This window comes from Arundinibacter roseus (assembly GCF_004348825.1).
Classification (GTDB): domain Bacteria; phylum Bacteroidota; class Bacteroidia; order Cytophagales; family Spirosomataceae; genus Arundinibacter; species Arundinibacter roseus.
Genome location: NZ_SMJU01000014.1, coordinates 56128 through 79344 on the forward strand (window position 1 = coordinate 56128; position 23217 = coordinate 79344).

16 protein-coding genes are annotated in these 23217 nt (G+C 47.8%); 13 read left to right on the plus strand and 3 right to left on the minus strand.

The window, feature by feature from the left end; translation table 11 throughout:
• The first annotated feature begins 119 nt into the window (after positions 1-119).
• The 4 genes from EZE20_RS19395 to EZE20_RS19410 all read left to right on the plus strand — a co-directional run bounded on the left by EZE20_RS19395 (position 120) and on the right by EZE20_RS19410 (position 4051).
• On the plus strand, positions 120-1637 hold the full coding sequence (locus tag EZE20_RS19395) for a polysaccharide biosynthesis C-terminal domain-containing protein (RefSeq protein ID WP_165933533.1): 1518 nt from the start codon (positions 120-122) through the stop codon (positions 1635-1637).
• 81 nt (positions 1638-1718) lie between these two features.
• Entirely contained in the window at positions 1719-2333 is a 615-nt protein-coding gene (locus tag EZE20_RS19400) for a class I SAM-dependent methyltransferase (protein ID WP_132120816.1), read from the plus strand.
• Between the two features lie 3 nt (positions 2334-2336).
• The gene (locus EZE20_RS19405) at positions 2337-3224 is read left to right on the plus strand and encodes a glycosyltransferase (protein WP_132120818.1); all 888 of its coding nucleotides are present in this window, start codon (positions 2337-2339) and stop codon (positions 3222-3224) included.
• A gap of 17 nt (positions 3225-3241) precedes the next feature.
• The gene (locus EZE20_RS19410; RefSeq protein ID WP_132120820.1) at positions 3242-4051 is read left to right on the plus strand and encodes an FkbM family methyltransferase; all 810 of its coding nucleotides are present in this window, start codon (positions 3242-3244) and stop codon (positions 4049-4051) included.
• 7 nt (positions 4052-4058) lie between these two features.
• Here EZE20_RS19410 and EZE20_RS19415 read toward each other — a convergent pair whose 3' ends face one another.
• Positions 4059-4970, minus strand: a complete 912-nt coding sequence (locus EZE20_RS19415; protein WP_132120822.1) for a class I SAM-dependent methyltransferase — start codon at positions 4968-4970, stop codon at positions 4059-4061.
• A gap of 151 nt (positions 4971-5121) precedes the next feature.
• Between EZE20_RS19415 and EZE20_RS19420 the strand changes: the two genes are divergently transcribed.
• From EZE20_RS19420 to EZE20_RS19460, 9 genes are all read left to right on the plus strand, one after another.
• Entirely contained in the window at positions 5122-6366 is a 1245-nt protein-coding gene (locus EZE20_RS19420) for a glycosyltransferase family 4 protein (RefSeq protein ID WP_132120824.1), read from the plus strand.
• Between the two features lies 1 nt (position 6367).
• Entirely contained in the window at positions 6368-7147 is a 780-nt protein-coding gene (locus EZE20_RS19425; RefSeq protein WP_132120826.1) for a glycosyltransferase family 2 protein, read from the plus strand.
• 723 nt (positions 7148-7870) lie between these two features.
• Positions 7871-10918, plus strand: coding sequence for a SusC/RagA family TonB-linked outer membrane protein (locus tag EZE20_RS19430; RefSeq protein WP_132120828.1), 3048 nt, complete (start codon positions 7871-7873; stop codon positions 10916-10918).
• A gap of 37 nt (positions 10919-10955) precedes the next feature.
• On the plus strand, positions 10956-12323 hold the full coding sequence (locus EZE20_RS19435) for a RagB/SusD family nutrient uptake outer membrane protein (RefSeq protein ID WP_132120830.1): 1368 nt from the start codon (positions 10956-10958) through the stop codon (positions 12321-12323).
• Between the two features lie 356 nt (positions 12324-12679).
• Positions 12680-15649 carry a SusC/RagA family TonB-linked outer membrane protein gene (locus EZE20_RS19440; RefSeq protein ID WP_228713894.1) on the plus strand — a complete coding sequence of 990 codons (2970 nt, stop codon included), beginning with the start codon at positions 12680-12682 and terminating at the stop codon, positions 15647-15649.
• Positions 15650-15686: 37 nt separating this feature from the next.
• On the plus strand, positions 15687-17132 hold the full coding sequence (locus tag EZE20_RS19445) for a RagB/SusD family nutrient uptake outer membrane protein (protein ID WP_132120834.1): 1446 nt from the start codon (positions 15687-15689) through the stop codon (positions 17130-17132).
• A gap of 43 nt (positions 17133-17175) precedes the next feature.
• On the plus strand, positions 17176-17991 hold the full coding sequence (locus EZE20_RS19450; RefSeq protein WP_132120836.1) for a Calx-beta domain-containing protein: 816 nt from the start codon (positions 17176-17178) through the stop codon (positions 17989-17991).
• A gap of 60 nt (positions 17992-18051) precedes the next feature.
• A complete protein-coding gene (locus EZE20_RS19455) occupies positions 18052-18549 on the plus strand; it encodes a lipocalin family protein (RefSeq protein ID WP_132120838.1) in 498 nt (165 codons plus the stop codon).
• Positions 18550-18621: 72 nt separating this feature from the next.
• Entirely contained in the window at positions 18622-20991 is a 2370-nt protein-coding gene (locus EZE20_RS19460) for a M43 family zinc metalloprotease (RefSeq protein WP_132120840.1), read from the plus strand.
• A 104-nt stretch (positions 20992-21095) separates the two neighbouring features.
• Here EZE20_RS19460 and EZE20_RS19465 read toward each other — a convergent pair whose 3' ends face one another.
• Together EZE20_RS19465 and EZE20_RS19470 are read right to left on the minus strand one after the other, a co-directional pair.
• A complete protein-coding gene (locus tag EZE20_RS19465; RefSeq protein WP_132120842.1) occupies positions 21096-21767 on the minus strand; it encodes a response regulator transcription factor in 672 nt (223 codons plus the stop codon).
• A gap of 20 nt (positions 21768-21787) precedes the next feature.
• Positions 21788-23215: an ATP-binding protein gene (locus EZE20_RS19470; RefSeq protein WP_132120844.1), complete on the minus strand. Its 1428-nt coding sequence runs from the start codon at positions 23213-23215 to the stop codon at positions 21788-21790.
• Positions 23216-23217: the final 2 nt, after the last annotated feature.

Here is a 23217-nt window from a genome sequence, read left to right on the forward strand (position 1 = left end):
GAAAGAGGTTTTTGTACAAATGTAGCAAAAGCCGACAAATGCCCGTTTGGTTGAGCAGCATTGTTAGGCAATCTTATGGTTTTTCCCGTATTTCGCCCTCTCAAATTTCTGTATGCAGCATGGGGATTATCATCCGCCAGGGTTTAAAAAGTTCGGTTGTAACCTACGCCGGTGTAGCCATCGGGATCATAAATATGCTGATCCTGTACAACCGGTTTTTGAGTCAGGAGCAGCTCGGACTTTATGCGTCCACTTTACTTACTTTCCCGATCGTTTATATGTCGTTTGCGTTGTTGGGCGTACCGTCGGTGGCGGTGCGTTTTCATAGTCAATTTCAAACCCAAACAGCTCGTCGACAGCTCTTTACATTTATTCTTGTCACACCTTTTGTGGGGCTTTTAGGGTTTATTTTTCTTTATTTAGCCTTTAAACCCTTTTACCTGAATTTTTATCAGGAGCACTCTCCCCTGCTGGTTAAGTACTACTACGTATTCATTCCGCTCACCGTAGGCATGGTATATTTGCTGGCTTTGGAAGCCTATTCGCGCATTCATCTGCGCATTGTAGTGCCATCGCTGATTCGCGAAATCGGTCTTCGGTTGCTCAACAGCGTAGTAGTTATACTATTTGGCTTTCAGCTCATTAGCTTTGATACTATGGTAAATCTAACCGTCGTGAGCTACGGTTTGGCGGTAGTGGCCATGCTGGTGTATCTTTATACGCAGGGGAATCTGTTTACTACGCTCGACTTTGGGTTTATCCGGCATCCGGCCTTTGGCGATATGTGGCGCTACGGATTGTGGGTAATTCTGGGTGGCGCTAGTGCTGCGCTGATGCCACATATTGAAAAAATTCTGTTGCCCGGCTTTGCCGGCGGGCTCAGCAGCACGGCTATTTTCGACCTTGCCTCTCGAATCGCCCTCGTGATTTCGATTCCACGAAACAGCATTGTTATGATCAGCGCCCCCATTATTTCCAGAGCTTTTCAGGAAAATGATCTGGCACAAATTGATACCATTTATAAAAAATCGTCTCTCAATTTATTCATCATTGGCGTATTTCTCCTGTTGGGAATCTGGGTCAATATTGATTCTATTTTTGCCATTATTCCAAAATCCGACCTCTATGCACCCGGAAAATACGTGGTACTCATGGTAGGCCTGAGCCGGATTGCCGATATGATGACCGGACTGAATACCGAAATCCTGACGAATTCGCGCTACTATCGTTACGATATTGTATTTATTGTGCTGTTTACATTTTTGCTCATGGCAAGTAATTTTTATCTGATTCCCCGCTACGGCTACAATGGCGCGGCGGCGGCCTCGCTGTTTTCGGTGGTTATTTATAATGGGGTTAAATTGGCTTTCATTCGCTACAAGCTTGGTATCCAACCCTTTACAAGTCAAACTCTGCTCGTGATTTTACTCGGGGGATGCGCCTTTCTGGCCGCAACTTATCTGCCGGTGCCCGACGCCACGACTCTCGCCGGGCGACTAACGGGCTTGCTCCTGCGTTCGGTGGCTGTCGGAATTATTTTCGGTGGAGGTATTTTGGCTTTCCGCGTTTCGGAAGATATTTCGGCAGGGTTTTGGATGGCCTGGAAAATGGTTAAACAAAAAGTTGGCCGAAGGTAGGGCGTTTCACGAAGCCTGTCCGATGTCCGACACCGTTGGTTTTCTTGTATCTTTGTTAAAAAAAATTATTCGGCCTTATTCATGTTCTCGACCCAAAAACTCATAGCGGCACTCCTCAAAAAGCCTTACAGCCAATTTCAGCTAAGCTCCTATAATCCTGCAAAACCCGTTAAACTGGTCATCGGATCGGGTTTTTCGTTTATTAAAGGTTGGATGCTCACCGATATCGAGACCCTGAATATTTTGAAAGCTGACGACTGGGCAGCCTATTTCCCCGAAAATTCCGTAGACCGCATCCTGGCCGAACACGTATGGGAACATTTTTCGGAAGCAGATGGAAAACTGGCTTTTAAGAATTGTCATACATTTTTGAAACCGGGCGGTGTGCTGCGCGTGGCCGTACCAGACGGCTTTCATCCCGATCCGGAGTACATTGCCAAAGTGAGGCCCGGTGGCACCGGCGACGGAGCCGATGACCATAAGATTCTGTATAACTATAAGCTGATGTCGGGCTTTCTGGAAGAAATTGGTTTTAAGGTGCTTCCTCTGGAATATTTTGATGAAAATGGTCAGTTTCATCAACAGCCGTGGCGGCCCGAAGACGGCATCATCCGCCGCTCAGCTGATCACGATTCACGCAATCAGGGCGGAAAACTCGTGTACACTTCGCTCATTATTGATGCGCAAAAACGCTGACCAATGCTCGCTCCCATCGTTGTTTTTTGTTACAATCGACCCGCGCATTTAGCCCAAACGCTGGAAGCACTCCGGCAAAATCCGCTGGCAGAGCAAAGTCCGCTCATTATTTTTTCTGATGGTGCCCGTAGCTCTGCCGAAGCCGGACTGGTAGCAGAAGTCAGGAACGTAATCAACGCCCTTACGGGATTTCATTCTATTCAAATTCACGAATCATCGGTCAATCAGGGTTTGGCACAATCGGTCATTGCGGGGGTTAGCGAAGTGCTACGTCAGTATGGACGCATTATTGTGCTGGAAGATGACATGCTGTGTACGACCGACTTTCTTGATTATATAAACCGTGCGCTCGACACCTACGAATCCCGGGCAGACATTTTCAGTGTGACGGCCTACACTCCACCGGTTGATTTCCCGGAAAACTACCCTCACGATGTTTTTCTGGCTCCTCGCGCAAGCTCCTGGGGCTGGGGAACCTGGCAAAATAAATGGGAGAAAGCCGATTGGACCGTTTCTGATTTTGAACAAATTAAGCAAGATATTGCTTTTCAAAAACGGCTTATCCAGGGCGGTGAAGACCTTTGGCCCATGCTGGTAAAGCAGCAGCGGGGCGTGATCGACTCCTGGGCCATTCGCTGGATTGTGACGCAGGCACGTCATCTGGCGTATGGTGTGTATCCCGTGAGATCCAAAATTAAGAATATTGGCACTGATGGGAGTGGCACCAATTTCATTTATAGCACCACTTCATACGGGCAGGAACTCGCCGAAGGACCTGTTCGGTTTCCGGCTGAGCTTTTACCGGAGGCAGAAATGATGCGGCGTTTTGAGGAATATTACCGTTTACCCTGGAAATTAAAATTAAAAAACCGCCTGAAATACGGGGTTTAACACTTATAAATCTGGCTATGTTCTGGCTTCGTCAATTACTTAAAGAATCGTATCATGCGCTTCGTACCCCGCGTAGCCGCGAATTTATGCGTCTGCTGTGGCGCTACGGCGACAGACCCCGGCATCAGTTAACCGATGTGTCGTTTGGGAACTATCGCCTGCGAGTGCCCGATACCATGTCTTTTCTATTTCAACATCAGGAAATCTTTGCCGACGAATACTACCATTTTCAATCAGATGATTTACAGCCAGTTATATTGGATTGTGGTGCAAATGTAGGCATGAGTGTTTTGTACTTTAAGGAATTGTTTCCGCAGGCGCGCATTACGGCTTTTGAGGCCGAAGCTGAGATTGCCGATTTGCTCAAAAACAATCTTGAAACCAACGGAATTAACGACGTTACGGTGATTGCCAAAGCTGTGTGGGTGCATGCCGATGGTGTGTTATTTGGAAGTGAAGCGTCCGATTCCTCTTCTATTTTTTCTGAAAATTCCGCCAAACAACTGGTCCCATCGGTGCGTTTGCGGGACGTTATTATGGCTGAAAAACGAATTGATTTTTTAAAAATTGATATTGAAGGAGCCGAAATAGAAGTACTTGAAGACTGCCGCGAGTCATTGGCGCATGTACAAAATCTTTTTGTTGAATTTCACTCCTACATCGATCATCCGCAGTCGCTGGCAAGTGTGGTTCGGGTGTTTGAAGAAAACGGATTTCGTTATTTTATTGACACCAATCAGCACCGCAAGCGGCCGTTTGTCAATCACCGCTACCGGGGCAACGACAGCATGGATCTGCAACTGAATATATTTGGCTATCGCCCCTGAACAAGCCTCAGCGTGAAGCGTAGGGATTGGGTGGGAATACATGGAATTCGAAGCCTTCCCGCTTCATCGCATCCTGTACGGCAGCATCAGGCATTTTCTTAAAAATCACGGCACATAGTACCTGCGATGGCATCAGGGAGCATTTAACCAATGCGTTGTGAAACGCCAATTTACGTTTGACTTTCCGAAAAGCGGGTGAAGAGTCATCCGCCTTTTCGCTGGCAATCGCCGGATCGTAGTAATTGTTATTTATACCTTTGAAGGCTACCGCCGGCAGTCCAATGCCGTTGGCGAGTTTGTCCATCTCCCGCTCGGAGAGTTTAAAAACGTAATTTCCTACCTCTTCAAACGAATACCGATTTTTCCAATATTTCTGCAAAAGTGTAGTATCAAACCGATCCATCAGGTTGCGCATGGCAAGCAACAGTGGCATTTTCGAAATAGGATCGTGGGGCTCAACCAAAATAACTGCCTCCCGTGCTACCCGGATCATTTCGTAGACGGCCAAATAGGGTCTTGGAAAATGATGGTAGGCTTCTTTACAAAACACATAGTCGAAGGATTGGTCGGCAAAGCTTAGTTTTTCGGCATTTTCAATAGAAAATTTATCCAGCACTCCATACGAGCGCGACAACGGCAGGAAGGTTCCGGCAATGTCGGTAGCGGTAACGTCTAACCCCTTGTCGTAAAAGTAATTAGCATCGAATCCGTAGCCATCGCCGACGGTTAGCCACGATTTTTTTGCCTCGGTAAACGGAGCCGTCAATTCGAGTTGGCGTTCGTGAATCCAGTTATTGATCGTTTTTTCTTTCCGCTCCCGAATCCATCGTTCAATGGCATTTTTTTGCGCCTCAGCTGTCGCATATTGACTATCAAACCAGCCCGAATGGGCTTCATGACTCTTTTTTTCGATGGTCATAGATCTGGAATACAGGCCGTTTGGGCCGTAGGATTACTAAATAAATAATTGAAACAGATCACAATATTACAATCCTGACGGTCCATTTCAAACGTTCTGCTGATCCGAAGTCCCAACTTTCACATCCGAATCCATTCCAGTATCTTGCAGCATGATTCTTCACCTAAGTACATTTCAGCTGGAAGGCGGGGCGGCCGTGGCGGCTTCGCGCATTCATCAGGCCCAGCGCAATCAGGGTCTCGATGCTCAAATGCTGGTTTATCGGGCCCAAAAACCCGCAGCGGGAGTAACTGCCTACGCAGACACTCCCTGGAAAAACAAGCTTTTCTGGGCCCGTTTTTCCGCTGAACGACTATCATTTTTACCGCACGAAAAAGACAGGAGCGCCCGCTTTGCGTTTTCTCCGGCAGCCGTTGGACTACCGCTCCACCAACACCCACTTGTACAGCAGGCTTCTGTAATCAATTTGCATTGGATTAATTTTGGATTTCTATCCTTGCCGGGCTTACAACGGCTTTTTTCTATGGGTAAACCCATCGTATGGACCCTGCATGACATGTGGGCTTCTACGGGCGGATGCCATTACAGCCGCGGCTGCGAGCATTACCTGAGCCACTGCCGGGCTTGTCCATATTTGGCCAAACCTGAACTTTACGATCTGTCATTTCAGGTTTTTGAACAAAAAAGAGCGTTGTTTGAAAACGCCCCTGTTGCCTTCGTAGCTCCCAGTCAATGGCTTGGGCAAATTACACAGTCAGCAGCGCTGACGAAGGATCTACCTACCCTTGTGATTCCCTATCCAATTGACACGAAACTTTTTACTCCCCGGCACAAGCCGCAACTCAGGCAGAAATTAGGACTTCCCGCAGACAAAAAACTGGTTCTGTTTGTGGGTGCCAATACGCAGGATCCACGAAAGGGTTTTTCATTTTTTAAAGAAGCTGTTCAAAAACTGCATGCCGCAGATGAGGAACTGGAAATTCTTGTTTTTGGTAAAGCCCAACCGGGAGCATATGACGGTCTGAGTGTGACAGTGCATAACCTGGGAAAACTGTCCGACAGCACGCACATTGCCGAAGCCTACGCCGCGGCAGACGTCATGGCGGTGCCGTCGCTGGAAGACAACCTGCCCAATACAGTGCTGGAGGCAATGGCCTCCGGTACGCCCGTCGTTGGTTTCCGCACGGGTGGCATTCCCGATATGATTGACCATCAAATCAACGGCTTTGTGGCTGATTACCGTTCGGCAACGTCCCTGGCCGAAGGGATTGACTGGGTATTAAAAAATACGGACACCATGAAACTGGCTGAACAGGCCCGACAAAAAGTATTGGACACGTATACTGAAGCGATTGTGGCCCGAAAATATCAGGAACTTTACAACTCATTGCTTTGATATGGCGCCCCTTCTTACCCTTGTGACGATTACCTATAATGCCGGGAACTATCTGGAACGAACCCTGCAAAGTGTGGCTAATGCCGCCGCATTGGTTCCGGGCGCGGCCGATCAGCTGGAATATATTTTGGTAGATGGTGCGTCTACGGATGGTACCTTGCAAATTGTCGAACGTTTTTCGTCTTTGTTTACCCTCATTATTTCTGAACCGGACCGTGGACTTTACGATGCCATGAACAAAGGTCTGAGCATGGCCACGGGAAGGTATATCTGGTTTCTGAATGCTGGCGACGAAGTGCATGACGGACAAGTCATTGCGCGTTTGTTGCATGCCTTCAACAGTCGGGAAGACATCTATTATAGTGATGCACTTTTTGTACAGGAAAATGGCGATTCAGTCGGTTTGCGAAGTGAGGTAACACCACATGCGCTGCCCGAGGCTGCGTGCTGGCAAGATTTGGCTACGGGTATGAAAATCTCGCATCAGGCATTTATTGTCCGCCGGGATCTGGCACCGCCCTATCTTTTGGATAACCTGAGCGCTGATATTGATTGGGAAATCAACTGCCTGAAGAAAGCCACATCGGTGCATCGCCTGCCGTTTGTGCTGTGCCGCTACCTTGTGGGCGGTTTGTCGGTGCAGCGTCATCGCCGTTCGCTTTTAGATCGATTTGCCGTTTTGCGTACACATTTTGGGCTAGGACGTGCCCTTTGGAACCACGTTCGGATTGTGTGGCGGGCCATCCTTTTCCGCTTTTTGCATAGGAACAAAAACAGGTAAGTTGCTTTACGATTCCGTGAGTCTGGTCATCGGATTACATAGTATAAGCAGTTCTTCTCTGAAACGCAACCCTGACGCTTTTATCTTCGTACAATTATTAAACCCTTTGGATACATATCTTGCTCATTCCAGGAATCAGAAATTTTTGTAACAGCCAAACGAAGACTACAATCACCAAAAGAAGACAAAAAACGTTGGCAGGCGCCGGACTGTTTGGAATTGTTAGAAACAAAATACTTTCCTCAGTTTTAGAGCTAACCTTCACCATACATCGTCAAAAAAATCCTGTTCAGCTTTGTGCCAAAATAGCATTTATCTAACATATGCCAAGTTTTATTTCTTTTCATATCCTTCCAAAAGCACCTGGCCTCATGATGGTATTATCAAGCACTTCGCATTTTAAAATATTTTATTAATAACCGAAAATGCATTTGAGTAAACATTTTAAAAAAAATGAATGTTAGGCATAAACAACTATTTAATGCGTATTTCCTATGGTCAAATCCCGCTTTTGTGAAAATTAATAAGGCTTCTTATTCATTTTACACTATTTTTTTATACTTTTTCTGCAAATTTCAAAATTAGCCTTGTTCTTTTAGTCTATTTCACTAAGATTGAACTTTAATCAATACCTTATACGTTTATTCCAACTTGTATCATTAAACAACTTAAATTTTTATTTCATTCTTAATCTAAATACACATTTCAACAAATCTATCGTATATGAAAAAAATTAGTTTACTCTTACTACTCTGTGTCCTCTTTTCTGTGTCGGCCGTGCTGGCACAGGATGTGAGTATTACGGGCCAGGTAACTTCTGCCGAGGATGGCACTTCCTTGCCGGGAGTGAGCGTACAAGTGAAAGGAAGTACGCGAGGGACCCAAACGGACGCTTCGGGGAATTATCAGATAAACGCGGGTTCCAACGCAATTTTGGTATTTAGTTTTGTAGGGCTTGGCGCGCAGGAAATTCGTGTGGGCAATCAGAGTATCATCAATGTTGCGCTCACTTCTGACGACCGTACGCTCAGCGAGGTTGTTGTGACGGGTTACGGTACGCAATCCAAGCGCAACCTGACTGGCAATATCGCCAAAATCAGCGGGGCAGAAATCGAAAATGTCCCGGTAACTACGTTTGAACAGGCGTTGCAGGGCCGGGCAGCCGGCGTGCAAATTACCTCTCTAAACGGTAAACTCGGACAGGGCATGCAAATGCGGATTCGGGGTTCTTCATCCGTAACGGCCAGCAACGAACCCTTGTACGTGCTTGACGGAATTCCGTTGACATCCAGCGATCAGGGTACAAGCACGGCGCCTCAAAATCCATTGGCAGACATCAACTTCAACGATATTGAGTCCATCGACATTTTGAAAGATGCTTCGGCTGCGGCCATTTATGGTTCACGGGCTTCCAATGGTGTAGTGCTGATTACTACAAAGAAAGGGAAAACAGGGAAAACGAAGTTCAATGCAAGCTACCAAATGGGTAGCAGCACACCTACCCGCCTTCGCGATTGGCTAAACACGGAACAGTACGTGGAGCTGTTTTCAGAAGCTGTAAACAATAGTATTGCTCTCGGCAATCTACCAGCCAATTACCTGACAGGCAGCACATACAGCCGCTTTACCCGCTACGCTGCGGGTGACGAAGAAGGCTGGCGGAACAGTAAATTTGATACCGACTGGCAGAGCGAAGCTTTTCAAAAAGCACCCATGGGGCAATTTGACCTGAGTGCCAGTGGTGGCGATGCCAGAACACGCTTTTTTGTTTCGGGACAATATCTGGATCAAAAAGGGATTTTGATCAGCAACACGTTCAAGCGTTTGAGCGGACGTGTGAATCTGGACCATAAGGCTACCGAAAAACTCAGCCTGGGAGTTAATGTAAACCTGGCCCGCACTGAAAACGGACGTCTTTCCAATGACAATGCATTCTCTACTCCTTTGCAGATTGTGGCCTTGCCACCAATGACACCCGTGATTGATCCACGGACGGATCAGTTAAGCGGAAACTACACGCTGTACTACAATCCGTTGCTAAACCGTGATTTCTCTTCAAACTTATCGACCTCTTACCGGACGATTGGGAATGTATATGCAGAGTACAAATTTGCAAACTGGCTGAAATTCCGATCAGAATGGGGTACTGACCTGTACAACCTGAACGAAGATCAGTATTTTGGCAAAGAAACTTCCCGCAACACAGGCGCGCCCAATGGACAGGGATTTAGCTCGTGGGCACAAATCACAAACTATACGACCAACAACTTCTTTACGATGGGCACCACCCTGGCCGAAGTGCATGATATTGATGCAACGGTGGGTATGACATTTCAAAAGTCGGACGCAACATTAAATCAGGTTACCGGACAGGAATTTCCTTCCAACTCCTATACCAAAATCATTTCGGCTGCTCGTATTACAGCCGGTAGCTCATCGGCAACTAATTTCAGCTTCCTGTCGTATTTTGCCCGTGCCAATTACCGTTTTGCCAATAAATATTTGTTTTCGGTCAGTGGCCGGGTAGACGGTTCGTCGCGCTTCGGAGAAAACAATCGCTATGGATTCTTCCCGGCAGCTTCGGCAGGTTGGCTCATTTCAGACGAAAATTTCATGAAAGATATTCCGTCGCTTAGCTTATTGAAACTGCGCGCAAGCTACGGCTTAACCGGAAATGCCGAAATCGGCAACTTTGACTCCTATGGTCTTTATCGGGGCGATGCGGGCTATGCAGGCGTGCCGGGCCAACGCCCTGAGCAAATCGAAAATCCTGACCTGCGCTGGGAACAAACCACGCAAACGGACGCAGGATTGGAATTTGGCTTCTTTGGCGGACGGATTTCGGGGGAAGTAGATTACTACGTCAAAACTACCCGCGACCTGCTGCTGAATGTAAACGTACCGGGTACCTCGGGCTTCCGTACGCAGCTTCGCAACGTTGGAAATCTTGAAAATAAAGGCTGGGAATTTGTTTTGAATACGGAGAATGTAACGGGTGCCTTTACCTGGAACACTACGCTGAACCTCGCTGCCAACCGGAACAAAATATTGAATCTGGACGGACAGGTCATCGAAGGCGGATTTATTAACCGTGCCGTAGAAGGACAGCCCATCGGTTCGTTTTTCTCTATTGAATACGCAGGGGTAGACCCGCAAAATGGCGATGCCCTCTACTACGTAAACGAAGAGCGCCCCGACGGATCGCTTGACCGCAGCACAACCAACGATCCCAACGTAGCTCAACGGACCGTAATTGGCAACCCCAATCCAACATTGATTGGCGGTATCTCCAATAATTTTGCTTACAAAGGTCTTGAATTAAATTTCTTATTCCAGGGCCAATATGGTAATGACATTTACAACGGTGGCGGCAAATTCCAATCGGCCAATGGCGATTTCTTCGATAACCAAACGACCGATCAGCTTAACCGCTGGCGTCAGCCCGGTGACGTAACAAACGTGCCACAAGCTCGCCTGTTTGGTGCCAATGGAACAGCCGAGTCGTCGCGCTATCTGCAACGAGGCGACTATCTGCGGTTGAAAACTGCGACCTTGTCGTACACCCTGCCAAATACAATCTCCTCAAAAATCAAGATGGATCGGGTTCGGTTGTATGTAACGGGTCAAAACCTGCTCACATTTACTAAATATACAGGCTGGGATCCGGAAGTAAATGCGGATTATCTGGCAGGAAACATCGGTCTTGGCAATGATTTTTATTCTGCACCGCAGGCAAAAACCATCATTGTTGGTATAAACCTTGGCTTCTGATCCGAAACGATTTTTTCACAAAAGCACTGAATTAAAAATGAAACATATAGTTAGAAATAAATTTTCACTTTCCCTGATTGCCGGAATGCTTTCGCTGGCAGCCTGCACCAATCAGCTGAATGTAGAACCCGTCAACACCATCGACGCCGGTGCGGCGGTGGCCACCTCCGGCGACGTTGAAGCACTTTTGGTAGGTGCTTACGATGCCCTTGGGACAACAGATGTATATGGCGGAAATTTACAACGCGACGCCGAATTATTGGGCGACAATGGCGAGATTTTCTTTGATGGAACCTTCGTGGCACCTGATGAAATATTTCGTAAAAGCATGCTTGTCAATAACAGTCAGTCTTCTGAAACATGGCTTGACTCCTACCGGACGATCAACATTGCTAATAACGTTCTGGCGAACCTGGACGTAGTAACTTCCGGCATCCGCGACCGCGTGGAAGGCGAAGCTAAGTTCATACGGGGAAGCTTGTTCTTTGAACTTGTACGGGTGTATGGCAAAGCGTGGGGCGATGGTACCCCTGCGTCTAATCCAGGTATACCGCTGATTTTGACACCTACGACCGAAATTACCGAGGAAGCGAACGTCAGCCGCAACTCCGTGGCCGAAGTATACGCGCAGGCGATTCAGGACTTGACTGATGCCGAAGCCAAACTTCCCGCAGCCAATGGTTTTTTTGCTACCAAAGCCGCTGCCGCCGGCATGTTGTCACGTATTTATATGATGCAGGAGCGGTATGCTGATGCGGCCAATGCGGCTACGCGGGTGATCAACTCGGGGCGTTATTCGCTGGTAGCAGCCGGTGATGTGTTCGATTTACGTGTCAATCAAAATGGATTCAATACCGCTGAGGATATTTTTGCCATTCAGATTACGGATCAGGATGGAGTTAACTCATTGAATACCTTCTATGGCGCTGCTGAATTTGGCGGACGCGGGGATATTTTGATTGAAGATGCGCACCTGGACCTCTACGAAGCCGACGACTTACGAGGAACGCTTTTTTATGAAGGCGATAACGGCGGTATTTATACTTCCAAATGGCTCAATCAATACGGAAATATTAAGGTCATGCGTCTGGCTGAAATGTACCTGACACGTGCCGAAGCCAATTTCCGGACCAATGCTTCGGTCGGTGCTTCGCCCGCTGAGGACATCAACCTGATTCGTGTGCGCGCTGGTTTGGCACCTGTTTCTGCGGCGAATTTGACTCTTGCAGGCATCCTGAGCGAACGGCGTTTGGAGCTTGCCTTTGAAGGTCACCTGATTCATGACCTGAAAAGGACTAAAAGCAATGTAGGTTCGCTGCCGTACAATTCACCCAAACTAATTTTTCCGATCCCGCAGCGGGAAATGGACGCAAATGCAAATTTGCAGCAAAACGAAGGATATTAATCTACAATACAGATAGTTACAGAGCTGAAAAGAGGTGCCAAAATGGCACCTCTTTCTTTTTGGATCGTATGTACGAAAAAACATAAAAGTGAGAGTTTGGGTTTAATTTGTATTTTTAAGGATAGTATCCTTCCCCTCTGCTCGTTTTTTTTGTAAAATTGGGATTCTCTCCCGAAAAAAATCCCCTCGCAAGCAACACAAAAGACTATATTGAGCGTATATATATAATTGAAACAATAATCAACTCCCCAAAAATTTAATCGTACTGCATTTACTTTCTACTATTTCAACACATGAAGAATTACAGTCGTTTCTGGCTCCTGTGTCTCCTGCTCGCAGGATTCGTACAGAGTGCCATGGCACAAAGAACTATAACGGGAAAAGTAACGTCCGTCGCGGACGGCTCGGCTCTGCCGGGTGTGAACGTTGTGGTCAAAGGCAGTACAACCGGCACAAGTACCGACGCAGGCGGAAATTATAGCCTTGCCGTTCCTTCGGGTACCATTACGCTTATTTATTCTTTCATTGGCCTCGAAACCCAGGAAATAACCGTCGGTTCCGGCCGCTCGGTTGTGAATGTTGAAATGGCCGAAAGCGCCACGGAACTTACTCAGGTGGTAGTTACGGGTTACAACCAAACCCAGCGCAAAGATGTGATTGGTGCCATTACTTCCATAAAAAGCGAAAAATTCAAGGATATTCCGGTCACCGGAATTGATCAGGCTTTGCAGGGACAGGCGTCCGGCGTGCAGATCTCGCAATCGTCCGGTACGCCCGGCGGTGGAATATCGGTTCGGATTCGGGGAAATACTTCTATTTCGGCCTCCAACCGCCCGTTATTTATTGTGGATGGAGTTCCGGTCTACGATGGACCTGTATCCGGACGAAGTTTTGGCGGACAGGAAGACAACACGCTCGCTATTATCAACCCCAACGATATAGAATCACTGGAAGTACTGAAAGATGCTTCTGCCAAAGCCATTTATGGTTCGCGTGGAGCGAATGGTGTCGTGATCATTACTACAAAACGAGGAAAAAACAACAAAACGAGCATTACCGCAGACGTGCAACGCGGCATTACGGATATTGTGCAGCGCCCTCGTATGCTCAATGCCACGCAACTTGTTGAGCTGCAACGCGAAGCCGTGACCAACGCCGGACAGGATCCTTCGCAGCAAGGACTTATTACGGGCGTAACCGATGGCGTAGATACTGATTGGGTAGATGCGATTCTGCGGCAGGGAGTCTTGCAACAGTATCAGATTTCGGCAGCAGGTGGCAACGACCGCACCCGATTTTACATGAGTGGCAACGTACGTGACGAAGAAGGCGTTCAGCTCAACAACCGGTTTACACGGTACAGCGGAGCACTGAATCTGGACCATAAAGCCTCTAATAAACTCAATGTAGGGGCCAATATCAATATGTCAATCAGTAGAAATGACCGGGTAAAAGGCGACAACTTTCTGGACGGGGTCTATTCCGGCGCAATCAAAAGCCTTCCATTCTATGCCCCTTATAACGAGCAGGGGGAGCTTTATGGTCCAAATTCGATTGGCTACGCCGGTTTTCCGAATTTTAACCCCGTTGGACAGGCGCTGCTCCCCCGTTTCACTACCCACGGCCTCAAAATCCTGGCCGGGATCAATGCAGATTATGAACTGGTCCGAAACCTTCGCTTTCGAACCAAATTCAGCATGGATTATAATAATGCCGAAGAAGATCAGTACGAGCCCTCCGGAACCGCAATCGGTGGCTTTCTGGCAGGAGTGGGCGGAAGAGGCTACGGAGTCTACATTACCTCCACATCGTACACCCTGATCAATTCCAATGTACTGACGTACTACCTTTCACTCAACGATACGCACCATTTTAATGCCTTACTTGGCAACGAGATTATTTATTCCCAAGGCCGGGCGTCCAACGTGCAGGGGCGTTTGTTTCCAAGCGATGATTTTACTTATATTAATTCCGCAGGTATTGTTGATGCAGGAGGTTCAGGTTTTTCACAAAACGGATTACTTTCTTTTTTTGGTGAAATAAAATACGACTATAAAGATCGCTTTTTGCTGGGCCTCACTACACGTTACGATGGTTCTTCGCGATTTGGCCAAAATAGACGGTTCGGTCTTTTCCCATCTCTATCAGCCGGATGGCGGATTTCTCAGGAAAAATTCATGGAGTCCGTTGGCTTTATTAGTGAATTAAAACTTCGTGGAAGCTACGGCTTCACCGGAAACGAGCGCATCGGAAACTTTCAGTTTCTGGGCACCTGGGGAAGTGTAACTTACAACGGGGCAACAGGCGTTGGCCCCGACAACCTCAGCAATCCCGACCTGCAATGGGAACGTACCCGGGAGGCAAATATCGGGATTGACGCTGCCTTTTGGGATGGGCGTTTTACCGTCACTGCCGATGCTTACAGCAACCTGACCGACAACCTGCTATTTGCACAGCCGATTCCGCTTACAACCGGTTTTGGTAGTATTCAGGGGAACGTTGGCTCTATTTCCAATAAAGGTATCGAACTGACACTATCGTCGGTCAACGTGGATCGGGCCGTACGCTGGACCACCGATCTGAATCTCACGCACAATATTAATAAGGTGGTAACTCTCGCCAATCAGGATACGCTTTTCCGCGGTTATTCGGCAGATGGCGTGGGCGCAACCAACGCCGTACTGGAAGGGCAGCCGCTCGGTACGTTCTGGGGCCTTAAATTTCTTGGCGTAGATCCCGCTACGGGCGATGCTATTTATGAAGATATCAACGGCGATGGCCGGATTTCTCCCGAAGATGGACAGGTAATTGGCAATGCACAACCCATTCTATTTGGTGGTTTTAATAACCGAGTTACCTACAAAGGTTTTGATTTAGGCGTATTTTTTCAATTCATGTACGGAAATAAAACCCTGAACTTTACCAATGCTACGCTCATAAACGCTGGTGCAGATATTCAGAACAATCAGCACGTCAACGCCTGGCGTCGCTGGAAAAACCCGGGCGATGTCACGGATATTCCTCGCTATGAGCTGGGCAATACGTATAATAACTTTCACAGCAGTCGTTTTCTGGAAGATGGCTCCTACCTCCGCCTCAAAAACGTTTCGCTTGGCTACACCCTTCCGGCCCGTTGGGTAGGAAAAGTAAAGCTTTCCAGCGTTCGGGTTTTTGCATCGGGAACAAACCTTTGGACACTCACCTCCTACTCAGGTACGGATCCCGAAGTGAGTACACTAGATGGATCTACAACCGCGCAGGGGATTGATTTTTTTACTCTGCCACAGGTTAAAACCATGATGCTGGGCGTAACCGTTAAATTCTGACATGACCATTCTGAAAGAAATGATATTGAAAAACAATATGATACGTAATCCAACTATACAATCTCACTTGCCCAAAAAGCCGCACGTTTTTTTTGGACAGAGAAAAAATACTTTTCGTTTTTTGGGCATACTGCTGGCTTTCCTGGTTTCCGTAAGTTCCTGCCGGGAAATTCTCGAACCACCACCCATTGACCTCCTTGTGGATGAGTTTGTGCTCAATGAAGCTTCTGATGTGGATGCGGTGCGGCTTGGCTTGTACAATGCCTACCGAGGTATGGGTGCATTCCTGGTGGTAGCGGGAGATTTTACTCCGGATTTTGTACAGTTCAATGGAACTTTTACTGTTTATAATGAACTGGCTAATAAACAAATAACCGCAACTAATGCCGCCGCACAAGGTTTGTGGGGAGCCATATACAGCACAATTTACATCGCCAATTTTATTGAGGAACGCATCAATGAGGTACCGGGCGTAACCGAAGCCACCCGAACGCGCGTCCTGGCCGAAGCCCGGTTTTTGCGGGGTTTTGCCAATTTTATCGGTGTCTATACTTTTGGAGATATTCCTCAGGTAACAACCTCAGATGTTACAACCAATCGAACGATTCCCAAGACTTCCAGAATCGAAATTCTTGCTTCTGTTCTGGAAGATTTGACTGCTGCCTTACCTGATTTGCCGGCAAACAACAGCAACCGGATTACGGCCAAAAGTTTTGTTACTCAAAATGCCGCCCGCACAGCTTTGGCCCGCTATTATCTGTATCAGCAAAGCTGGGCAGAGGCCGAGCAGTTTGCCACAGCGGTGATCGCCTCACAGATTCAAACCCTTCCGGCAGCTTATTCTGACGTAATTTTTGCGGAGTTCGATGATGAAACCATTCTCGAAGTAGCCTACGCCAACAATTCCAGCGATGATCCCGGCACTTCTACCTTTGGGCTTAATAATGTACTCAGAGGACGACGCGAAGTAATTCCGGCTAATACCTATGTGCTTACCATGCTGGAAACCAACGCCGGAGAGCGACGCCAAACCATTGCTTTTAATGCCCAACAACAGCGCGGCAACGACAACGGCTGGTCGGTAGTAAAGTACGGTTCACCGGATGAAGCCAATAATAACATCACGATTTTTCGGCTAGCCGAACTGTACCTGATTCGGGCCGAGGCTCGTGCCCGGCAGGGACGCATCGGTGGCTCCAACGGGGCATTGGCCGACGTAAACGTATTGCGCACACGAGCCAAAGCGCCGGCAGCCAATTTTACTACGCAGGACATAGCCCTGCAAGTCATTGAAAGAGAGCGAATTTATGAACTTTCCTTTGAAGGTCATCGCTGGTATGACCTCAAACGGACAGGACGGATTCAGAACGTAATGTCGGCTTTCTCGTCAAATTGGGACCCGAAATTTGAACTGTGGCCAATTCCTCAAAGTGAAATTCAGCGGAACCCGGCCCTGTCGGGTCAGCAAAATCCCGGTTATTGAACTCTTGTGCGAAAGCCTCGTTTCACCTTATTATGATTCAACTATGAAATTAATTCATAAACTTTTTTCGATGGCCTTTGTGGCTATGCTTGTGGGACTTGCTTCCTGCGAAGAACAGCGTATCCTGTTTGAAGGTCCCGAATTTGTGCGCTTTTCCGATAGTACGCTCACATTCAAAGAAAGTGTGGGACAACCCGTGGCTATTAAGGTTCATATCGTTGGCAAAGCCCGAAACACGCCGGTGACCGTCAACTATACCGTAGCCGGAACTGCCCGCGAAGGCCGTGACTATGTCATTGAAGGCACCAAAGGAACCGTCACGATTCCGGCAAATGAGTACTTTGGAACGATTAACGTGCGGCTACTCAATAACGCCAATAATATTCTGGAATCGCAAAATGTGGTCTTTACGCTAACGGATGTATCTCCTGCGGAAGATTTGCAGGTTGGTTTTGGAATTAATAATGTCGTCGGCAAAAACCTCACCCTGACCATACAGGACGATTGTCTGTTGAGTGGTTTTTATACCGGGAGTAGGCAGGGGTATAATGATGTGGTAAGAAATATCGAAATCAGCAGCCTCGACTGCAAAGAATACCGGGTGGCCAACTGGAACGTGGGTGTATTTAGCTTTAATGCCATAAAATCGCCCATAAATTTTATTGACAATGGCGACAATACCCTGACTATTCCGACGCAGGTAAGCCCGGATCTGTCCTCGCCTTACGATACGATACGGGGTACCGGGATCTGGAATCCACAAACCCGAGCCATTATTTTGAATATTCAATTGAAATTTCAAGCCAGCGCCACGCGCGATACGGTCCTGAGTGTTCCGTTTACTTTCCGCCCACGGTAAGTAAAAAGCACCTAAAATCGTTTTGCCCGTTTCCTGCAATAACCTTATAAATTTAAACTCATGACGCCAGTAAATCGCTTCCATTCATTAGCCGTTGTTTTGGCACTTTTTGCACTTGGCAGTTGCTCAGAAACAATTGAACCCAAGCCGCTTACCTATACACAACTTTTGACTGGTACTGAAAAGAAAACCTGGACGCTTACTTCCTTTGAGGTTTTGGATGAAGGAGAAAGTTCGGGGGTTCTTCCGGCGCGGAATCTTTTCAACAATAGCTGCGAAGCCGACGATCAGTTTGTATTTTATGCCAATGGAGAGCGTAAATATGAATATACCAACGGCCCTACCAAGTGCTCGTCCAATGAGCCGGATGTGTTGCTGACCGATACCTGGTCATTTGTAAATGCCAACGCTACTCTCGAATTTGCATTTCCGGTGCTGAGCTCCGGACGGCTGCCTTTTATAGTAAAATCACTCACGGCTACGAGCATGACCATGGAAATTTACCTCGACGACCTGGACGCAAGTTACCGGTTTAGCTTTGCCTCTTCTAATGAATAAAGCAACTAAACAAAGCCCGGCGTGGCGTACGTATTTTAATTTTTTTTGAGCTGACCGAATCAACTGAACTTCATGAAGCGTTTTTACCTACCTGGCTTACTCCTTTTCTTTTCTCTGTTCATACACACGGCCTTTGCCCAAACTGAGCCATGCATAACGATGGAGATGGACAGTCTCCTGCGTGCCAAACATCCGGGCATGGGTTCTTTGGATGATTTTGAACGGGTGTTACAAGCCAAAATGCAGGAGAGAAAACTGCTTCAGCAGAGCGGGCGCGTCACCCTCGAAACCCTGACGATTCCAGTGATTGTGCACATTGTACACAATGGCGAAGCCGTAGGTCAGGGACGAAACCTGAGTTTGGCACGCATTCAATCTCAAATAGCGACGCTTAACGAAGACTTCCGCCGGGCTCCCGGTACACCCGGTTTCAACAATGATCCCCGGGGGGCAGATATTGAAATTGACTTTTGCCTGGCTCGCATTGACCAACAGGGCCGCCCCATGGCCGAGGCCGGTGTCAACCGTATTAATGGCGGGCAGCCGAGCTGGTCGCGCAATGACATTGAGAATATTTTAAAGCCCAGCACCATTTGGGACCCGGACAAGTACTACAACATTTGGGTGCTCGATTTTGCTTCTACCGATGGTCTTCTGATTGGCTATGCGCAGTTTCCCAGTCTTTCTACCCTCAATGGTATTCCTGATAACAGTCCCCGCAACACCGATGGTGTGGTGGTTCGCTATCAATCATTTGGCAACGTGCTGAAAGGAAACTTTGGCAATATGGACGCTCCCTACAACCGGGGCCGTACGCTTACACACGAAACCGGGCATTGGCTAGGCCTGCGCCACATTTGGGGCGATGCCAATTGTGGCAACGACTTTGTCGATGACACGCCCCCACAGGCAAGCGAAAGCCGGGGATGCTCTGTGGGCCGTACAAGCTGCGGATCGGTCAATATGGTCGAAAACTATATGGACTATTCGGATGATGCCTGTATGAATATTTTTACCAATGGGCAAAAATTACGCATGCGAACCGTCATGGATCTAAGCCCCCGACGCAATACTTTGGCGCAATCCAACTTGTGCGGCACGTTAGTGGCAGGCCCTCCACGGGCTAATTTCCGGGCCGAAACTCAACAGATTCTGCTAGGCGGACAGGTGCGTTTCTTTGACCTCTCCACTAATTTTCCTAACCGCTGGTACTGGACTTTTGAAGGTGGTACACCGACGAATTCTACCGACCAAAATCCAGTGGTAACTTACAACACACCCGGCAGATTTGAGGTCACACTTGTGGCGGCCAACTCTACGGGGATTTCTGACACACTCAAACGGACGGCTTACATTGAGGTTTTGAACGTTGGGTTGTGTGCCGAAAAAACCAATTTTGAAGGCACCCGAACGGTTATTCGGGATACCTCACGCGTAGGGTACGTGTCGGGACATAATGGGCGGCGTATAGCGGCGGTTTCTGAATCGTTTGACAATCCTCTCGGCTACACCAATCTAGGAGGCGCTACCCTTCGCTTTGCCCGGGCCTTTGCGCAGGAGGGGGCCGAGTCCGAAGCTATTGTGCGGGTTACGGTTTGGAATGCCCGTGGTTTTCAGGGCGGACCGGGGGCTATTCTGGAAGAAAAAGAAGTGCCACTACGTACAATCCTGAACGACATTGCCCGAAACAGAGCTACTGACGTTACGTTTGAGCGGCAGGTGCCCCTTTCCGGATTGCCTTTTCACGTGGGTATTCAGCTCGAATATACCGGGGATTCGGTAGCACTCACCACTACCCGCGACGGAGAAGCCCTGCGCGGAACCTCCTGGGAACTGAGCGCCGAGGGCGAATGGGACCTGATGTTGCGTCGTACCGGACTTAACATTGCTCACGACATTACAGCTCGTGTGGGCATGAAACCATCGGTTCTGATTTCAACTTCCGCTCAGTTTATCAACCCGGGCGAAAGCGTCACTTTGCAGGCACGTGGAGCAAGTATCTACACCTGGTCTCCGGCTACGGGTCTGAACACGGCTCTTGGCCCTCAGGTGATTGCCCGGCCTTCGCAGGCAATTACTTATTCGGTAAAAGGTACCGGTGTAGACGTATGTACCGACAGTACTTCGGCTACGATTTACGTGCGAAACGTACAGGTTCTGGGCAACGAGCCGTCGCTGGAAACATTGCTGGAAAACACAACGTCCATTTCGCCCAATCCTTCGCAGGGTTTGGTAGAACTACGCATGAGCAACGCCCTTCGCGGAAAAACAACCGTTACCATTCTGACGCTTAACGGTCAGGAACTGAGTTCAGGTAGTTTTGTAAAAGAAGAGGATAGCGTTCGTTATCCGGTAGATATTCGTCAGGTTCCGGCAGGTATTTACTTCATTAAAGTATCGCTGGAAGACCAAACGATTCAAAAACGAATTTTGAAGTATTGAGCTTACTGAGGGAATTTCTTTAATACATAAAAAAGCCAACAGCCCGGAGCGTCACGTTCCGGGCTGTTGGCTTTTTGAATAAGTTCGTATTGATGAAGTGTTTTTTATAAATGTTCTTTCAGTGCTAAACTTACGAGCTCTGCTGTATTTTTAACGCGGGCTTTGCGAATAATACTTGCCCGTTGATTAGCCACGGTATGCGGACTGACATCAAACCGCTCGGCAATTTCTTTGCTGCTCATGCCTTCGGTCAGGCATTGTAAAATCTGATATTCGCGGCTTGTTACTTTGTTCCAAATAGAAGAAACAGAGCCCGAAGAAGTGAGGGAATCGGCCGTACGGCTGTTGTTTTTTGGGACAATCAGACTGCGGATTATAACCGACGACGCATTGGCAGGATAGTACAATTCTCCGGCAAAGACTGTCCGAATCGCTTTCAGGATTTCTTCCTGATCCGTATCTTTCAGCAGGTAGCCCGCCGCGCCGTTTTGCACTGCGCTCAAAATGTAATCAGGATTATTGTGCATGCTGAATACCAAAATCCGGATCCCGGGAAAAGAGCGCGAAACCTCTTTGGTTACTTCAATTCCCGACAGGCGCGGCATCGTAATATCGAGCAAGAGAACGTCCGGTTTTGCAATCGGAATCATGGCCAACGCTTCATCTCCATCAGATGCCTCACCCACAATTTCAATATCGGGCTCGTCTTCCAACAGATTTAAGAGACCCTTTCGCACCACCGAATGGTCATCAACAATTAAAATTCTTATAGGCATATCGACTGACTTAGAATTAGTTATAAAATTATTTTAACCTCTACTTTTGTTCCTTTGTTTAGTTTAGATTCGAGTTTGAACGTGCCATTTAGTAAACGGGCCCGGGTTTTCATGTTCTCAATTCCGTTATGAATGAGCGCAGGCCCAGGACTTTTTATCCCCTTTTTTTTCTCAAAACCTTTTCCATTATCCTGAATCCGAAGCGTTAGTCCGGTTGAATTTCGGGCCATTTTTACCGTGATCAACGAAGCTTCCGCATGTTTGATGGCGTTGTTGAGGCCTTCCTGCGTGATTCGGTACAAGCCTATTTCCTGCGCGGCCGACAGGCGGGTATTTTCCCGCGTCCCTTCGTAGGTTATCGGCAAACCTACCGTGCGTGACGTCTGATCGCACAGAAGTTGCAGGGCCGCTTCCAGGCCAAAATCACTCAATACAGAAGGCATCAGATTGAAAGAAACCTGCCGCGTACTTTGAATGGTTTCCTGTACCAGATTCCGTAAGTCTTCAAACCGCTGCTTTTGTTTTTCATTCTCAAAAGGAGTTTGTCTGATTTTTTCAATATGCAGTTTGAGGCCAGTCAACATCTGCCCGATGCCATCGTGAAGTTCGCGGGCAAAGCGCTTTCTTTCTTCCTCCTGCCCTTCCAGCAAAGCCACCGTCCGAACGGTTTCTTCGGTTCGTTGCAACTGATATTTTTCTTCGGTAGCACGCAGCAGTTTCTCCTGTGTATGAATCAGGGTTTGATTTGAAACCGCCAGTTTTTCGTTGGCAGCTTTCAGTTCTTCTTCCGATTTTGTAAGCATCCGAATGACTTTCTTGGTATATCCCACCACGGGACGAAACACAAATAGTCCTTCCAGAACAAGAACCAATAAGGTGGCAAGCGTCAAAAACCATTCGATCCGTTCCAGGTACTGAACGCGCTGCCGGGTTTCGGCATCAAACTGAAACACAATGGAGTCCATTTGCTGTAAAAAAAGTGGTTCCTGCCGCAGGATGCCTGCAAGAGCGACTTTTCGTTCGGCAGGAGTAGTGATTTCTGTGTTAATTTTTTTAAAATAAAACAACATAGACGTATATACCGGCTGCAGGCGGCCAAACATCTGATCGAGATAAGGACTTTTACGAACGGTATATTCATTTTCCATACGCAATAATCCTTCCCGAAGCTGTTCGTGGCTTTCCTGCCACAAAGACAGAAGATTGTTGAAGTTAGCCGTGTCGCGATGAGGAATATCCTGTACACGCAACACGGCCAGTTTGGTGAGCCGCTGACTGAGCATGCGCTGCCGTCCGGCTACATTTACCACCCGCCCGTCACCATTGAGTTCATGAATAATCCTTTTCACAAACCATAACCCACTAACCGTCAATAGCGCCACAAGAGTGAGCGCCATGACGTAATACTGCGTGAGCCGGGTGGCAACCTTTCGGTCGAGTTGATTCATGT

What these genes read in the sequence shown, in the direction of transcription:
- EZE20_RS19395 (WP_165933533.1), top strand. Translation starts at nt 120, where the DNA reads ATGGGGATTATCATCCGCCAGGGTTTAAAAAGTTCGGTTGTAACCTAC.
- EZE20_RS19400 (WP_132120816.1), top strand. Translation starts at nt 1,719, where the DNA reads ATGTTCTCGACCCAAAAACTCATAGCGGCACTCCTCAAAAAGCCTTAC.
- EZE20_RS19405 (WP_132120818.1), top strand. Translation starts at nt 2,337, where the DNA reads ATGCTCGCTCCCATCGTTGTTTTTTGTTACAATCGACCCGCGCATTTA.
- EZE20_RS19410 (WP_132120820.1), top strand. Translation starts at nt 3,242, where the DNA reads ATGTTCTGGCTTCGTCAATTACTTAAAGAATCGTATCATGCGCTTCGT.
- EZE20_RS19415 (WP_132120822.1), bottom strand. Translation starts at nt 4,970, where the DNA reads ATGACCATCGAAAAAAAGAGTCATGAAGCCCATTCGGGCTGGTTTGAT.
- EZE20_RS19420 (WP_132120824.1), top strand. Translation starts at nt 5,122, where the DNA reads ATGATTCTTCACCTAAGTACATTTCAGCTGGAAGGCGGGGCGGCCGTG.
- EZE20_RS19425 (WP_132120826.1), top strand. Translation starts at nt 6,368, where the DNA reads ATGGCGCCCCTTCTTACCCTTGTGACGATTACCTATAATGCCGGGAAC.
- EZE20_RS19430 (WP_132120828.1), top strand. Translation starts at nt 7,871, where the DNA reads ATGAAAAAAATTAGTTTACTCTTACTACTCTGTGTCCTCTTTTCTGTG.
- EZE20_RS19435 (WP_132120830.1), top strand. Translation starts at nt 10,956, where the DNA reads ATGAAACATATAGTTAGAAATAAATTTTCACTTTCCCTGATTGCCGGA.
- EZE20_RS19440 (WP_228713894.1), top strand. Translation starts at nt 12,680, where the DNA reads ATGGCACAAAGAACTATAACGGGAAAAGTAACGTCCGTCGCGGACGGC.
- EZE20_RS19445 (WP_132120834.1), top strand. Translation starts at nt 15,687, where the DNA reads ATGATACGTAATCCAACTATACAATCTCACTTGCCCAAAAAGCCGCAC.
- EZE20_RS19450 (WP_132120836.1), top strand. Translation starts at nt 17,176, where the DNA reads ATGAAATTAATTCATAAACTTTTTTCGATGGCCTTTGTGGCTATGCTT.
- EZE20_RS19455 (WP_132120838.1), top strand. Translation starts at nt 18,052, where the DNA reads ATGACGCCAGTAAATCGCTTCCATTCATTAGCCGTTGTTTTGGCACTT.
- EZE20_RS19460 (WP_132120840.1), top strand. Translation starts at nt 18,622, where the DNA reads ATGAAGCGTTTTTACCTACCTGGCTTACTCCTTTTCTTTTCTCTGTTC.
- EZE20_RS19465 (WP_132120842.1), bottom strand. Translation starts at nt 21,767, where the DNA reads ATGCCTATAAGAATTTTAATTGTTGATGACCATTCGGTGGTGCGAAAG.
- EZE20_RS19470 (WP_132120844.1), bottom strand. Translation starts at nt 23,215, where the DNA reads ATGAATCAACTCGACCGAAAGGTTGCCACCCGGCTCACGCAGTATTAC.